General features: G+C 40.7%; 18 protein-coding genes. All 18 read left to right on the top strand.

Going from position 1 to position 13,947, the window contains the following annotated elements; translation table 11 throughout:
* Nucleotides 1-122 precede the first annotated feature (122 nt).
* The 18 genes from RYK12_RS04690 (at nt 123) to RYK12_RS04605 (ending at nt 13,942) form a co-directional block, all read left to right on the top strand.
* Complete coding sequence (locus RYK12_RS04690; RefSeq protein WP_314847301.1) at nt 123-569, top strand: terminase small subunit; 447 nt, start codon at nt 123-125, stop codon at nt 567-569.
* Nucleotides 559-1,815: a PBSX family phage terminase large subunit gene (locus RYK12_RS04685; protein WP_153199871.1), complete on the top strand. Its 1,257-nt coding sequence runs from the start codon at nt 559-561 to the stop codon at nt 1,813-1,815. Before RYK12_RS04690 ends, RYK12_RS04685 begins: the two co-directional genes overlap by 11 nt.
* 11 nt (nt 1,816-1,826) lie before the next feature.
* Entirely contained in the window at nt 1,827-3,254 is a 1,428-nt protein-coding gene (locus RYK12_RS04680; protein ID WP_314847296.1) for a phage portal protein, read from the top strand.
* Complete coding sequence (locus tag RYK12_RS04675; protein ID WP_314847294.1) at nt 3,223-4,689, top strand: minor capsid protein; 1,467 nt, start codon at nt 3,223-3,225, stop codon at nt 4,687-4,689. Before RYK12_RS04680 ends, RYK12_RS04675 begins: the two co-directional genes overlap by 32 nt.
* A gap of 239 nt (nt 4,690-4,928) precedes the next feature.
* Nucleotides 4,929-5,096 carry a hypothetical protein gene (locus RYK12_RS04670; protein ID WP_314847291.1) on the top strand — a complete coding sequence of 56 codons (168 nt, stop codon included), beginning with the start codon at nt 4,929-4,931 and terminating at the stop codon, nt 5,094-5,096.
* A gap of 16 nt (nt 5,097-5,112) precedes the next feature.
* Nucleotides 5,113-5,325 carry a crAss001_48 related protein gene (locus tag RYK12_RS04665; protein ID WP_314847290.1) on the top strand — a complete coding sequence of 71 codons (213 nt, stop codon included), beginning with the start codon at nt 5,113-5,115 and terminating at the stop codon, nt 5,323-5,325.
* Between the two features lie 320 nt (nt 5,326-5,645).
* The gene (locus RYK12_RS04660) at nt 5,646-6,212 is read left to right on the top strand and encodes a phage scaffolding protein (protein ID WP_314847288.1); all 567 of its coding nucleotides are present in this window, start codon (nt 5,646-5,648) and stop codon (nt 6,210-6,212) included.
* 26 nt (nt 6,213-6,238) lie between these two features.
* On the top strand, nt 6,239-7,153 hold the full coding sequence (locus RYK12_RS04655) for a capsid protein (protein ID WP_314847286.1): 915 nt from the start codon (nt 6,239-6,241) through the stop codon (nt 7,151-7,153).
* 16 nt (nt 7,154-7,169) lie between these two features.
* The gene (locus RYK12_RS04650; RefSeq protein WP_261042743.1) at nt 7,170-7,409 is read left to right on the top strand and encodes a hypothetical protein; all 240 of its coding nucleotides are present in this window, start codon (nt 7,170-7,172) and stop codon (nt 7,407-7,409) included.
* Between the two features lie 17 nt (nt 7,410-7,426).
* The gene (locus tag RYK12_RS04645) at nt 7,427-7,780 is read left to right on the top strand and encodes a hypothetical protein (RefSeq protein WP_314847284.1); all 354 of its coding nucleotides are present in this window, start codon (nt 7,427-7,429) and stop codon (nt 7,778-7,780) included.
* 1 nt (nt 7,781) lies between these two features.
* Nucleotides 7,782-8,138 (top strand): hypothetical protein, encoded by a 357-nt coding sequence (locus RYK12_RS04640; protein ID WP_314847282.1) that lies wholly within the window; start codon nt 7,782-7,784, stop codon nt 8,136-8,138.
* Nucleotides 8,125-8,553 (top strand): HK97 gp10 family phage protein, encoded by a 429-nt coding sequence (locus RYK12_RS04635; RefSeq protein WP_314847280.1) that lies wholly within the window; start codon nt 8,125-8,127, stop codon nt 8,551-8,553. Before RYK12_RS04640 ends, RYK12_RS04635 begins: the two co-directional genes overlap by 14 nt.
* Nucleotides 8,543-8,965 (top strand): DUF6838 family protein, encoded by a 423-nt coding sequence (locus tag RYK12_RS04630; protein WP_049542700.1) that lies wholly within the window; start codon nt 8,543-8,545, stop codon nt 8,963-8,965. The genes RYK12_RS04635 and RYK12_RS04630 overlap by 11 nt, the downstream gene beginning before the upstream one ends.
* The gene (locus RYK12_RS04625) at nt 8,940-9,152 is read left to right on the top strand and encodes a hypothetical protein (RefSeq protein ID WP_162489583.1); all 213 of its coding nucleotides are present in this window, start codon (nt 8,940-8,942) and stop codon (nt 9,150-9,152) included. The genes RYK12_RS04630 and RYK12_RS04625 overlap by 26 nt, the downstream gene beginning before the upstream one ends.
* On the top strand, nt 9,152-10,435 hold the full coding sequence (locus RYK12_RS04620; RefSeq protein WP_314847275.1) for a phage tail sheath subtilisin-like domain-containing protein: 1,284 nt from the start codon (nt 9,152-9,154) through the stop codon (nt 10,433-10,435). The genes RYK12_RS04625 and RYK12_RS04620 overlap by 1 nt, the downstream gene beginning before the upstream one ends.
* An 18-nt stretch (nt 10,436-10,453) precedes the next feature.
* A complete protein-coding gene (locus RYK12_RS04615; RefSeq protein WP_049500573.1) occupies nt 10,454-10,918 on the top strand; it encodes a phage tail tube protein in 465 nt (154 codons plus the stop codon).
* Between the two features lie 18 nt (nt 10,919-10,936).
* Entirely contained in the window at nt 10,937-11,338 is a 402-nt protein-coding gene (locus tag RYK12_RS04610) for a phage tail assembly chaperone (protein ID WP_049500668.1), read from the top strand.
* Between the two features lie 165 nt (nt 11,339-11,503).
* Nucleotides 11,504-13,942 (top strand): tape measure protein, encoded by a 2,439-nt coding sequence (locus RYK12_RS04605; protein WP_314847273.1) that lies wholly within the window; start codon nt 11,504-11,506, stop codon nt 13,940-13,942.
* Nucleotides 13,943-13,947 lie beyond the last annotated feature (5 nt).

Genomic DNA, 13,947 nt, shown 5'->3' with positions numbered 1-13,947 from the left:
TTAACCTGTAGGACAGAGATAAAGTAGCGCTATATAAGGCTCTGGTGGGGGAGGCACCCACTTACCGCATACAGTCACTCTTTGAGTGGCTTTTTATTTTGTCGAAAGGTGGTGATGGAAAATTGAATGAAAGACAAAGACGATTCGCAGATGAGTACATCATCAGCAGAAACGCAACACAATCCGCTATTAAGGTGGGTTACTCAGAGAAAACGGCATATAGCATAGGGCAAAGATTGTTGAAAAATGTTGAGATTTCTGAATACATTAAAAAACGTACTGAAGAACTTTTTGACGAACGTTCGATGTCAATCGCAGAAGCCTTGGCAATCTCTGCTAGTATTGCTAGAGGGGAAACTCAACAAGGGTATTCTAAGAAAATTGTAAAGAATGAAGAAGGTGTAAAGGTGTCGGAAACGACTTATGAATTTACTCCGACAATTGAAGAAAGACAACGTTCCCTAGATCATATATTCAAAGTGAATGGTGCGTATTTAGAGAGAAAAGAAATCGAGATGTCTTCGGCTGTTCAATTCGTTGATGATATAGGAGTTAGCGATGAAGCGTAGAATGAGCGAATTTATCCCAAAGGCTTTTTACTCTATGTGGCGTGCAGCGTTAGACCCTAAAATCTTACATGTGGTTGAAAAAGGTGGGCGTGGTTCTGGTAAGTCCAGCGACATCGGACACACTATCATTCAACTGATCATGCGCTATCCAGTCAATGCGGTGTGTGTTCGTAAGACAGATAATACGCTAGAACAATCGGTTTACGAGCAATTGAAATGGGCGATTAGTGAGCAAGGGGTTAGTCATTTATTTAAGTTTAATAAATCCCCTTTGAAGATAACCTATATCCCAAGAGGGAATTATATTATCTTCCGTGGTGCACAAGATCCAGAACGTATTAAATCCTTGAAAGACAGCCGTTTTTCATTCGCAATAGGCTGGATTGAAGAGCTTGCTGAGTTTAAAACTGAAGATGAAGTAAAGACAATCACCAACTCGCTTCTTCGTGGAGAATTGGCTGATGGTCTTTTTTATAAGTTCTTTTACTCTTACAATCCACCGAAAAGAAAACAGTCTTGGGTAAATAAAAAATACGAGAGCGTCATACAGCCTCCTAATACCCACGTACACCATTCAACTTACTTGGATAACCCATATATATCCCAAGCCTTTATAGAAGAAGCAGAGGCTACGAGAGAGCGTTCAGAGAAACGTTACCGTTGGGAGTATCTGGGCGAGGCTATCGGTTCTGGTGTAGCACCGTTTGAAAATCTGGTATTCCGCAAGATTACAGATGAGGAGATAGCAAGGTTTGATAATATTCGACAAGGTAACGACTTTGGATATGCCAATGACCCTCTGGCTTTTGTAAGATGGCATTACGACAAGAAGAAACGTGTTATCTATGCTATTGATGAGATTTATGGCGTGAAGATTAGCAACCGTGAATTGGCTGAAAGAATCCGTGAGAAAGGCTATCAATCTCAGATGATAACCTGTGATAGTGCAGAGCCTAAGTCGATTGATGAATTGAAACTGCAGTTGAATATTCCACTTGTTCAAGGTGCTAAGAAAGGTCCTGATAGTCGTGAGTATGGAGAACGCTGGCTGGATGATTTGGATGCCATTGTGATAGATCCAGAACGCACACCGAACATTGCACGAGAGTTCGAAAGTGCCGACTATGCAGTTGACCGTGATGGGAATCCCAAGCCTAAACTAGAAGAAGTAAATGACCACACAATCGACGCTACTAGATATGCGTTTGAAGACGATATGAGACAACCAGGAATATCATTCTGGTAGGAGAAGGAGAAATGTTGAGTAATTGGTTTAAATGGTTAATCAGGCGGTTGTTGATTAAGAACACAACCCAAAACGAAATACTGGAAATTGAGATAAAAGAACATCAGAATTCTGAGAAGGTAAGCACGATGAAAGAGGCTTACAACTACTATCGAAATCGCACGGATATTCGAAATAAGAAAGTAGATGTTGATTGGCGGACGAACTCAAGGATTGAATTAGGTTTGTTTAAGAAGTTGGTAGACCAGAAGGTCGGTTATTTGTTTTCTAAACAACCGACAATCTCGCTTGAGGGAGAAGATTCACAAGACTTTTTAGATAGCGTATTTGACGAGGACCTTTTATCTACGATTAAGTCGCTCGGTAAGGAAGCAGTGATGAAAGGGATAGCTTATGGCTTGCCTTATTACGATGAGAACGGCCGTCTACGCTTGTTTAAAATTCCAAGTGAACAGATTATCCCTTTTTGGAAAGATGAGCGTCATTTAGAACTATTTGCCTTTGTGCGTGTCTACAAACAAGCAGTCTACGAAAGCGGAGTGAAGAAGACTAAAACTTTTGTAGAATACTACGATGAACAAGGAATTACAGATTATATCTGGACAGGTTCACACCTCGAACTAAATCCACTGTCTAAGGAGACAAAGGGGAATTTTTATTATGTCAATGCAGACGGTACACGGATTCCTTATACTTGGGAGAAAGTGCCTCTGATTCCATTCCGCTACAACGAGTATGAGGACGGTCTTTTAGTCCAAACCAAGTCTTTGATTGATAACATTCAACTTCAAATGTCTACTAACGCTGATATGCTAGCAGATATGCCGAAGTTGATTTATGTTTTGAAAAATTATCAGGGCGCAGACTTGGGTGAGTTCATGAATAACCTGAATAAGTTCCGCTCTATCAAGGTTTCTAGTGATGGTGGTGTGGATACCCTACAAGCAGACAATAATACTAGCGGAGTTGAAGCAGATATCGAACGCTCTCGTAAATTCTTGTATGAGGCTGCACGAGCCATTGATACCCAAGATGATAATTTAGGCAATGCAAGTGGTCAGGCTCTTAAATGGCGCTATACAGACCTTGATTTGGACTGTAATGAGCTAGAAAATGAGTTCCAAAAAGGTATCAAGCAATTCCTTTGGTTCGTAGAACAGTATGCAGCTAACAAAGGAGTGGTGTTTGATTCATCTAAATTTACTTATGTCTTTAACCGTGACATCATTTCAAATGAGTCTGAAGCCATTCAAGATTGTGTAAACTCAATCGGTATCTTAGACGATCTAAGCATTCGTGAACAACATCCATGGTATCAACCAGAGGTTGAGAAACGATTGAAAGAACAACAGGAACAAGGACAAGATCCATACTCTCAGACCAATTTCAAAAAGGTAGATGAAGATTATGACGACCGAGAACAAGAAAAAGATAGATGAGTATTGGACTGAGCGAGCTTTACAACAGGAACAAAACGCTCAGATAGTTGCTGATAGGTATATGGCTCAGATTGGTCAATCCTTAGCAGATTATAAACACCAGCTGGTTTCTGAGATTGAGAAGTTCTATGCCAGGTATGCAGTTGATAATAAAATGACTCATGCAGAGGCCAAGCAATATCTGACAGATAAAGAGCGTAGAGAGTTTAAGCATGTAACTCTTGAAAGATTCCGTGAGATGGCCTTAAATCCTGACACACCGACACCTTTGTTGGACGCCTTGGGATATCGCCATCGTATTAGTCGCAAGGAGGCTTTGCTTGCCGAAATTGAGCGTCTAACAGCTGAACTATACGGGAAGCCAGATGGCATACATGACAAGGTCACAGAGGCTCTGAGCGACGTCTACATCAAAGGTAAAATCCATCAAGCTAAGAACTTGGCACACTTCGGAATCATCGAGAAACCAATATTGGGTGTCGATGCAGTTAAGCATAAGATGGCTAGTAACTGGAGTGGTAAAACATTCTCAACGAATGTGTGGGGGCATGATGCAGCTGTTTATAAATCTATCAGCGATATAATCAATAAAGGCCTAACAGGCGGTTGGTCTATTGATAGAATGGCTAGAGCTCTTTCTGAACGTACAGGGGTCGCCTATCATAGGGCTGATACGCTTGTCAGGACTGAGACGACCTTTTATAATAATCTTGCAACGCTAGATACTATTAAGGAATTAGGTGGTGACCACTACGAAATCGTAGCGGTATTAGACAGTCGTACAAGTGAGATTTGCAGGTTAGAAAATCACGAGGTTCATTCTGTTAAGGAATATGAACCAGGTCGAACCGCACCTCCATTCCATGTCCGTTGCCGTTCTACTATCAGGCCTGCAGTTAAGTCCGATAAACCTAGTCCTTACTTTGATATCTTGCAAAACGACGGCTCAGTAAAACTAGCCACTGAGCAACGTTCTCTGGACGAAATTTTTGCAGGATGGGAGCGTGAAGGGGAAGCCGTTCTTAGAGGTGTTAGAAAGTCCTCTAAAACAACTAGTGATATCTTGTTTGAAGAAAGATTACCTAAAGTAGCTGAAGAAAAAGTTTTAAACTACTTTGGTTTCTTTAATAACTCAAGAATAGTTTTGAGACCTGAACGGTTAGAACATATATTGGAAGGTCATTCTGATATAGGTGATGATGTAGAGGGAATTGTTCATGAGGTGATTAAAAAGCCTGATATGATTTTGATAGATCATAAAAACGATAATAGCATTTTAGTTTTAGGTAAAAGTCTTAAGAATAGTGTAAATGTAGTTGTTAGATTATCGAATACAGACTTTGACAATTCAATAATAACAGCTATGAGAGTGTCTGACAAAACTCTGAAAAGACTACTTAAGAAAAACAAAAAAATCTATGACAAAAATGAATAGATTTGATATAATTATTCTAAAGAGAAGTGAGGTAGAGATGATAGTGTCGCTACGCAACTTCATAGTATGAGATGACGGGACAGGCACACCGTCCACTACTCTTGAGCACCTAGAGAAATCTAAGTGCTTTTTCTTATGCTTAGAAAGGAGCGAGAAATGAAATATCGTAAAAAACCAGTAGTGATTGAGGCTGTACAGTTTACAGATACGGAAGAATCAATTTTGGAGTTATCAGAATAATGAAAGTTAAAGAACTTTGTGAAGTGATAGATGAACAACAAGACATTTCAGTTTGCCACAATAACAATGATTTGGATGGAGGTTATCCAAGCGATTTTTTGGATTGTGAATTGGTTGTAAAAAGAATTTCAGTGGTAGCTTGCGAAGTTATCCTTATAGAAACGTAAAAGAAAGGAACTAAAAATGGAAGATTGGAAAGAACGCTTTATCGATGAGTATAATTCGCTTAAGGATAAATATACAAAATTACATAAAATGGTTATCAAATACGAAGCTGGTACGCTTGAATTTGAGCCAAAATACTCAATTGAAGTTTTAAGAAATCAAAAACGTGCCATGGGTCAGTATTTATACTGGCTCGAAGTTCGATCAGAAATCGAAGGAATCGAATTATAAAACTAACCGCATCGAAATCGAGGCGGTTTTCTTATGCTCTAACCGTATGGAATCCCGTACGGTTAAATTTATATGTTGGAGGTATTACCTTGAGGATGTATACAAAAATAGCACTAACAATTGCTGTAACCGTCATTACAACAAAGCTAGTGCTACACATAGAAGAACAGCGAAAAATCAGAAACTTACATAACCGAATCGCTAAACTAGTTCAAATCGACTAGTGTCTTTCGCCCTGAGCATGGCGTTAAAAGGCTTTTTTACTTTACCAAGATGTCGTGGTCGTTGCCACGTTAAACAAACGTACAGGAGGAAAAGAAATGAATCGTAAATTTTTGGAACAGTTAGGATTGACTGAAGAACAAGTTGAAGCAGTTATGTCTGAACACGGGAAATCAACACAGGACCTACAAGCAAAGGTATCTGCTGCAGAAGATAATGCCAAGGGCTTGCAAGACCAGTTGAGAGAGCGTGATAAGGACATGAAACAGCTCAAACAAGACGCTGAAGGCAATGCTGACCTACAACAAAAATACTCAGACTTGGACAGTAAGTACAAGACGCAACAGAAGGAACATGAACAACAACTCAAGACAATGCAACTAGATCATGCTATTGAAATGCACTTGAGCGGTCAGGTTCATGACGCTGGAATCGTGTCTAGTCTACTAGATAAGTCTAAATTGGGATTAGGTGACAACGGAGCGGTGACTGGATTAGATGAACAGTTGACGGCTTTGAAAGAATCTAAAGGCTTTTTATTTGCTCCAGAAAAGGCTGTAGAACCACATATTGCTGGTGCTAAGCCGCAAGGAACAACACAAGAAGAAACAGTTGCTAACGACCTGACAACGCAGATGATTAATGCGTTCACGTCAGATCTATAATCAAAAAATAGAAAAGAGGAACAGATATGCCAGCAACATTGAACTATGCACAGGCTTACCAACAAGGTTTGCAAAATCGTTATAGTGAAAACGGACTGTTATTCACTCAAAAACTTTGGAATTCTCCATCCAACACACTTTTGAAGTTCACAGGCGCTAAAGAAGTAAAAGTACCACGCCTTCTGATTAAGGAAGGGCGTAAAGACCGTACACGTCGCACGATTACGAACATTGACGCTAACTATGAAAACCAATGGGAAACATACACATTGACTAATGAGCGTTACTGGTCAACACTAGTAGACCCATCAGATGTTGATGAAACTAACTATGTTACTTCCATTGCTAACATCACTAAAACATTCAACGATACTGAAAAAGTTCCAGAAATGGATAAATTTATGGTATCTAAATTGTTCTCCCGTAAGAAAGCACTTGATGCAGAAAGTAAACAAATTAAGTCATTGAATTTGACTGAGGAAAACTTCCTCGCAACCTTCGATGAGTTGATGGAACAAATGGACGAAGCTGGAGTACCAGCAGAAGGTCGTGTTATTTTCTGTACACCAACTGTTAAACGTATGATCAAGAACATCAAGCAATTTGGACGTACAGTCAATATCCACGGCCAAGGTACAGTGATTGACCGTTCGGTTGGTCGTTTGGATGATGTGACGATTGAGACAGCTATTCCATCTGACCGTATGAAAACCTTGTACAACTTCACAAATGGAGCTAAGGTTGATCCAACTGCTAAACAAATCCATTTCTTCTTGATTCACATCCCGTGTATGGCAGCGCCGCAAAAATATGAATTTGTAGGACTTGACGCACCAAGCGCTTCTTCAAGCGGTAACTACTTGTACTACGAACAATCTTACGATGATGTATTGCTATTCCAGACTAAACATGAAGGTCTAGCCTTTGTCGTCGCACCTTAAAGAAGGAGGATAGAAAATGTTAACAGTAAAAAAAGACAATCGTGTACTAGATATTGATGAACTAGAAAAAGTAACCTTCCTTGAAGATGGTTACGATGTGGTTGAAATCCAAGATGGTGAGTATGTAGTAGTAGAGCCAGCGACTAACGGACGTACTTACACTATTCAAGAGTACAAAGCAGTAGTTGCTGAACGTGACCAAGCTCTAGCTGAACTTGAAAAACTATCTAAAAAATCCACTAAAGACGATAAGTAGAAAGAGAGGTTCTGCTGATGGAGAAGAGAACATCGGAAGAAATTCAAAAGCATAACGAAGATGCTAGACAAGCCTTAATTGACTTGTACGAACAACGTTATACAGGCTATCCAGGAGATTTAGTGGTCGATGAAGTCATGCAGAACATTCTTAACTACTGTAATCGTGAGGATTTTCCTTTAGAGTTGCGATTTGTGGCCATTCAGATGGTTTATGTTGTTTGTAATCCTGACCAAGCTGTCCAAGGCAAGAATATTTCCGTCGGAGATACTCGTGTCGAATTGGCTAAGTCAGACCTTGCCAGACGTGCTGAAAGTGTCTTGCTGGACTTTACCAGCCAGTTACAGCGGTTCAGAAAGTTGAGGTGGTAGGATGAATATCAATGATGTCTTATCTCAGGCAAGACCAAGTATTGAATGGACCTATGATAAAAAGATGGATGTGTTTGCTTCTGTCGAGAGTACGAACCCAAACGGAGCTGACTTTGTAGAGTTCAAAGAAATCTACAAGAAAGTTCCTTGTCGTGTCTCTGTTCGTAACTTAGTGAATACTGAGCAGAATGAAGCGCACCAACTCAAGACAGAACACAAGATTTTCTGTCCGCCTAAATTTACTATCAAAGCTGGTAGTAAATTGGTCGTGGATGGTGTTCAGTACCTGACCAGTGAAGACCCGATGGTCTATGTCACGCATCAAGAAATTGTGGTGAGACGACATGAGTGGTTATGATGATAGTGATGTTCAAGAGTTCTTGAAACGACTTGAACGGGCTCAGGCAATCATTGATTCTGAGTTTATGCAGGCCGCTAAAGATATCGGCCTAGCCTTTTTGAAAGAGGTTAAGGAACGAACACCAAAGGGCCTAACTGGTAAGCTCAATCAATCATGGAAGATAGAAGTGACCAAAAACGGAAACGTGTACGAGGTTATCGCATTTAACCCTATGGAGTATGCTTCTTTCGTTGAAAGCGGACACCGCCAACAAGTAGGGCGTTATGTCCCTGCAATTGGCAAACGCTTGGTCAAACCTTGGGTAGAAGGGCGCTTCATGATGAGGCTGACAGAAGAACAGATTAAACAGAAAATCCCACAAATCACGCAACAAATCGAAGAGAGGCTAAAGGAGGAACTAGGTGGATTATAGTATTAGACCACTCGTCATCAAGCAACTCAAAGATGTGTTTGGGTGCAAGGTGTATGATGAACAAATCCAACAAGGATTGAAAACACCTTGTTTTATTGTAGATGTGAAACCTGTGACTCGGAAGCGGTTGGCAAACCAAAACGATAAGCAGGTTTTTATTGTCTTGCTCCATTACTACACCGAAAAAACAACAGACTTATACCAAAAGTTTGAAGAGATTGAGATGGTGTTTAATTCGCCTTCTTTTCGTTATTTAGGGGATAAGTACCCTATCAATGATTTGAAGGTGGAATACAATGCGAATGACTTGATATGCACATTTACAATCACTCGATACGTTCGATGGGTTGAAGAAGAACCAAGAATGCAAATATTAGAAAGGATAGGTGAAACTTCTCATGGAAATGAATGAAGAAGTAGGTTATGTAACCGAACCAGTGGTACCAACCACTGAAGATAAATTTGGTAAAGAGGCATTACTCAAGTATTTTGAAGATGATGCCACTTTGTTAAACATTTTGCTGGAAGACGACCAGTCATACTCACTAGCAGAAGTAAGACGCATTTTAGAAGACTGGAGAAAGGGTGTGGCTAACTAATGGCACAATGGACAGTACAGAATAAACGAGTTCCAAAGGCCTACATCAATTTCGTATCAAGAGATGATGTGATTATTCCTTTGGAAGACAATACGATTGCAGCAGTTATGATTGCTGGATCTTGGGGAGAACCTGGTGCCTTCACACTTGTTGATGGTACAAGTAACTTCCGTCGCCTATTTGGTAAACCGATTGATGAACTTCTTCCTATTCGTGAAGCCTTGAAAGGAACTGGTAAGCTCCTTGTCTATAATGGTGTGAACAACACTGGGGTACAGGCGACGAAAACAGAAAGCGATATGGTCGTTACAGCTAAATACAAAGGATTAGCTGGTAACCATATTCATGTTATCTTCAAGAAACAAGTCGAGACTGGTTTTGAGGTGACAACTGTTTTCTTTGGAAAGGAAGTTGATAAACAAATCATCACAGCCTTGCCATTTAAGAATGACTATGTGAATGTGACTGGTACTTTAACAACAGAAGATAAAACAATCTTGCTTGAAGGTGGTACCGATGGAGCTACAACTAATTCAGAGGTTGAAGATTTCCTAAATGCACTCGATACTCAAGACTTCCGTGTCTTGGCTTTGGGTACAGATGAAAGTGCAACGAAAGCACTTGTTACGGCTCATATCAAGAAATGGCGTGACGCTGGTCGTTCGGTTATTGCAGTCTTGAATGATTACACGGATGCTGACGATGAAGGTGTTGTATCAGTGGGTAACGGGGTTACTTTGAGCGATGGTACGAAATTAAGCGCTAAGGACTGTGTATATTTCGTAGCTGGTAAGTACGCAGGGGCTGGCTTGCAATCCAATACATTCAAGTCTTATCCAGGCGCTATCGACTGTGAGCGTAAGAACGAAGCAGAGGCTGAAAAGCTCATCAATAAAGGTCAGCTTATCTTTGCTTATCGAAATGAAAAAGTTATTATCCTGTCAGATGTGAACTCATTTACTAGCTATACGGCAGAACACAGTCGTATCTTTGGTAAGAACAAACTTGTTCGTACAATGGATAATATCAATGCTAACGTCAAGTACATCTTTGAAAACTACTTCATCGGTAAAGTACCAAACAACGTGAATGGTCGTGAGTTGTTTAAACAACGAATCATCACAATGGTTCTTGACCCACTTGCTCAAAAGCAAGCCTTGGAGTACCAAGCTAAAGATATTGAGATTTCACAAGGTATCACTAAAGAATCCGTCGTGGTTAACTTGCCAGTTGTCTTGACAGACGCTATGGAAATCTTGTACATGACGGTTATCTGTGATTAAGAAAGGAGAAACTAGCTAATGGCTATTATGAACCAATTAGATGCTTTGTCTGCTAAAGAAGGAACGGTCTTCTTTACAATCAATGACAAGCAATATGAACTAGCAGAGCTTATCTCTCTAGAAGCGAAAATTGAATACACAAAAGCTGATGTTACCCCTCTGAACTCTCGTATGAAGGGTGGTAAGATTGTCGGTGCAGAAGGTACAGGAACTGTGAAGATGTATTACCATCGTCCTGAATTGAAGAAGATGGCTCTTGAATACGTCAAAAACGGCTTACTGCCTCGTATTGATATCAAGTGTACCAATGAAGACCGTACATCTCGTGCAGGTCGCTACACAATTGTTTTGAAAGGTGTTCTGTTCAAAGAATCACTTATCTTTAAACTAGATGGATCAGCAGATGAGGTCATTGACGAAGAAACCGACTTCACATTCCAAGATTTTGATATCTTATCAGAATTCCAAGAAATTACATACTAACACAAGGAGGAAATAGTGGTGAGTGGATTACAAGCGTTTTTGAAACAAAACAAAAAAGGGGAAGAGACTAAGGATGTCTTGCTTCCTTCTTTTGAGGAACCAGTTAAAATTCGAGTGTTGAGCGCTCGTGAAGCGGACTTAATCAATGACCGTTGCTTTGTGAATAAGCCTGGTCGTAATGGACGCCAAGAGCGTGTCTTTGACGGTGTTAAATATAACCGTGAAATCTGTATTGCGTCTATCGTGGTTCCTGATCTTAACGATAAAGAATTGCAAGATTCTTATGGAGCAATGGGAGCTTCTGAGTTATTCGGTACTATGTTTAACTGGGGCGAAAGCGCCTTGATTTTGGAAGCTGTGACCGAACTCAGCGGTATCAACCAAACATTCCAAGACAAGGTTGACGAGGCAAAAAACTAATAAAAGAGGACGCGGAGGCACAACTTGCCTACTTCGCCCTCGTAAACTATTACATTCGCCCTAGTGAATTTGTGAATATGGATGTAGAAGAAAAAGCCTTTTTCGCTGCAGTCATGCACGAAGAGGCGAAACAACGTAAAAGAATGAAGAAGTGAGGTGATTCTATTGGCCAATATACAAACAACCATGTCTTTGACCGATAGAGTCACAGGCACTTTAAATAAAATCTATGCGACTATGGAGCGTGTCAAAAACGCAGGTTCTGGCATAGATAAAGCCATGAAGGATCAAGAATCCGCTATGAAAAAAGCTGGCGATTCTGGTCAATATTTTGTCAATAAAGCTGGGCGACTCATTGATATTAACGGTAGATTTGTAAATAGTGCAACTTTAGCAGCTGCAGGGCTCAAAAAAGAAGAACTGGCTCTAATAGATTTAGGGAATGCCTCTAATAACGCTTCTAACAAATTAAGTAGGTTAGTATCTTTGAAAGGTTTGTTGAAGACCGCTTTAGCTGGTTTTGCAGTCGGTAAAATTACCAAACAAACTATAGGTATGTCAGACGAGTATGCTAATATGCACGCTCGTTTAGATATGATCCGTGATGGTACGCAGTCGACAGAGGAGTTACAAAAGTCTATTTATACATCTGCACAACGTACAGGTTCAGCCTACACAACCATGGCAAACGGTGTCGCTAAGATGCGGATGCAGGCTGGCGATGTTTTCCAAAACAATGGCGAAACAATTGCCTTTTTGGAAACCATGAACAAATCTTTTGTAGTAGGTGGGGCAAGCATTGAAGAGCAAAAAAACGCCATGCTTCAGCTTACTCAGGCGATGGCTAGTGGTAAGTTGCAGGGTGACGAGTTGCGTTCTCTTGCTGAAACTTCACCAGCATTAATCCAAGCTATTGCCAATAAGCTAGGGGTTAGCCGTGGCGAGGTTAAGAAACTTGGAGCAGACGGGAAGATTACGGCCGACATTGTCAAAACTGCCATGCTGGAAGCAAGCGATACGATTGACAAGCAGTTTCGTAATATGCCCCTAACTTGGGGCAGGGCATGGCAGAACTTCCTGAACTTTGTGACCAAGGCGCTTGAGCCAATATCGATTAAGATAAATCAGATAGTGAACTCGTCCGCCTTCCAACAATTTGCCCAAATTGTAGCCACAGTGCTTCAATATGTCGTTCAAGCAGTTATCTTTGCCATGGATATGATTGGGGCTGTTTGGAGTATGTTAGCGCCGATTGCTCAATTTGTCATCGATAACTGGTCTGTGATTCAACCGATTATTATCGCTGTGGCATTCGCTATAGGGACTTATGTAGTTGCTATGAATGCAGCAAGTATAGTGACTAATCTATTTAGTATCGCGACAAATGTTGCGAAAGCTGCTATGGCTGGTTTTAATGCAGTTATGGCAATGAACCCAATCATGTTGATTGTTATGGCAGTCATTATTCTGATTGGTTTATTCTATGCCTTGGTTGCATGGTTTAACAATCTTACTGGCGCAGCCCTATCGGCTACAGGAATCATCATAGGGGCTATATTCTACCTAGGAATGACCATTTGGAATATACTTCTTAGTATTGCCAATGCAGCTATCTGGGTGATTAATATGATGCTACAGGGTGTTTTTTGGTATGTTAATACCGCAATAGCATTCTGGATGTTCCTCTATCAGGCTATCTTAACTATTTTGATAGGTATTTTAGACTTTATCGACTGGTTTGTTACTGGTGCTGTTAACTTATGGAACGAGATGTCTTTCCAAGTTCAAAGCGCTTGGTATGATATCGCTCAAGGTGGCCGTGATATGGCTGTAGCTATTGCAGGATTTGTAGATAGCATGGTCAATAGTGTTATTAGTTCGGTTGAAGGGATGATTAACTCTGTTCTTGGTGGATTTAATAGCATGATTGGCTTCTTGAATGGACTTGGCTTAAACATCAGTGCAGTTGGTTCGGTTTCGCTTGGTAGAACTAATTTCGCAGGAGATGTAGCTGGTGCGATTGATAGCATGCAAAAACAAGTTAAGAAGACCTTTGAAGGTCTGCACTTGGCAGATGGTCTCAAACAACACAAAGCTAGTTTAGAAACTCCGCACCTTGACACTCCACAACTGGGTTATCTTGAACTCGGAGACCGAATGGGAGCCTTTAATAAAGGGTATGAAATCGGTCAAGGTATCGATAAGGCTGTCGGTGGTTTCTTCAAAGGAGCTGGAGATGCCAACGGTGCAGGAAACAACTTCTTGGGAGACCAAGGAAAAACACCTTACGAACTCAGCCCAGCAAGTTCAGTCCCTGAACAAGGCGACGGAGGAAAAGGTGGCGGTCACAATCCAACGGGTGGTAAATTAGACAAAGTCGGCAAGATTGAAGATGAAATCAAACTGGACGATGAATACATCAAGTTAATTAAGGACGTTGCGACCATGAAGTGGCAACAGAACTTTATTACCTTGAAACCAGAGATTGTCACCAACATTGACTCAATTAACAACGCTGGCCAGTATGCTAACGTATTGGATGATTTGAATGCAACGATTGTAGACGCTTTGAATAATGGCGCTGATGGCCTCATGGCTTACTAGGAAGG

The sequence above is a fragment of the uncultured Streptococcus sp. genome (assembly GCF_963518475.1).
GTDB lineage: Bacteria > Bacillota > Bacilli > Lactobacillales > Streptococcaceae > Streptococcus.
Note: the sequence above shows the minus strand (reverse complement) of the source record. Positions and strands in the feature narration are given on the sequence as shown.

Excerpts from the sequence above, each read along its gene's own strand:
- RYK12_RS04685 (WP_153199871.1), top strand. The coding sequence starts at position 559 with ATGAAGCGTAGAATGAGCGAATTTATCCCAAAGGCTTTTTACTCTATG.
- RYK12_RS04680 (WP_314847296.1), top strand. The coding sequence starts at position 1,827 with ATGTTGAGTAATTGGTTTAAATGGTTAATCAGGCGGTTGTTGATTAAG.
- RYK12_RS04675 (WP_314847294.1), top strand. The coding sequence starts at position 3,223 with ATGACGACCGAGAACAAGAAAAAGATAGATGAGTATTGGACTGAGCGA.
- RYK12_RS04670 (WP_314847291.1), top strand. The coding sequence starts at position 4,929 with ATGAAAGTTAAAGAACTTTGTGAAGTGATAGATGAACAACAAGACATT.
- RYK12_RS04665 (WP_314847290.1), top strand. The coding sequence starts at position 5,113 with ATGGAAGATTGGAAAGAACGCTTTATCGATGAGTATAATTCGCTTAAG.
- RYK12_RS04660 (WP_314847288.1), top strand. The coding sequence starts at position 5,646 with ATGAATCGTAAATTTTTGGAACAGTTAGGATTGACTGAAGAACAAGTT.
- RYK12_RS04655 (WP_314847286.1), top strand. The coding sequence starts at position 6,239 with ATGCCAGCAACATTGAACTATGCACAGGCTTACCAACAAGGTTTGCAA.
- RYK12_RS04650 (WP_261042743.1), top strand. The coding sequence starts at position 7,170 with ATGTTAACAGTAAAAAAAGACAATCGTGTACTAGATATTGATGAACTA.
- RYK12_RS04645 (WP_314847284.1), top strand. The coding sequence starts at position 7,427 with ATGGAGAAGAGAACATCGGAAGAAATTCAAAAGCATAACGAAGATGCT.
- RYK12_RS04640 (WP_314847282.1), top strand. The coding sequence starts at position 7,782 with ATGAATATCAATGATGTCTTATCTCAGGCAAGACCAAGTATTGAATGG.
- RYK12_RS04635 (WP_314847280.1), top strand. The coding sequence starts at position 8,125 with ATGAGTGGTTATGATGATAGTGATGTTCAAGAGTTCTTGAAACGACTT.
- RYK12_RS04620 (WP_314847275.1), top strand. The coding sequence starts at position 9,152 with ATGGCACAATGGACAGTACAGAATAAACGAGTTCCAAAGGCCTACATC.
- RYK12_RS04615 (WP_049500573.1), top strand. The coding sequence starts at position 10,454 with ATGGCTATTATGAACCAATTAGATGCTTTGTCTGCTAAAGAAGGAACG.